A 295-nucleotide genomic window follows, 5' to 3' on the forward strand; every position below is an offset into this window, starting at 1 on the left:
GTGAAAAGAAATGCTTCAAACCTGATTGATGGAATTTCAGCCAGTACTTTCAGACAAATAGGTGATGGGGATGCAGCTTCAGCAGTAAAGCGCGTCACGGGTGTTTCTATTGAAGGTGGAAAATATGTCTACGTGCGTGGCTTGGGTGACCGATATACCAAAACAGTCTTGAACGGCGTAGATATCCCTGGTTTGGATCCAGACCGCAATACAATCCAAATGGATATTTTTCCAACCAACGTGATTGACAACATCATTGTCTCCAAATCATTTACGGCAGAATTGCCGGCAGACT

At 44.1% G+C, this 295-nt stretch carries 1 protein-coding gene; it reads left to right on the plus strand.

From position 1 onward, the window contains the following. Positions 1 to 295: TonB-dependent receptor plug domain-containing protein (locus ACNKXV_RS14295; RefSeq protein ID WP_417908380.1), on the plus strand; the 295-nt coding region annotated here is incomplete at both ends.

It is taken from the genome of Christiangramia aquimixticola, from assembly GCF_048285835.1.
Classification (GTDB): domain Bacteria; phylum Bacteroidota; class Bacteroidia; order Flavobacteriales; family Flavobacteriaceae; genus Christiangramia; species Christiangramia aquimixticola.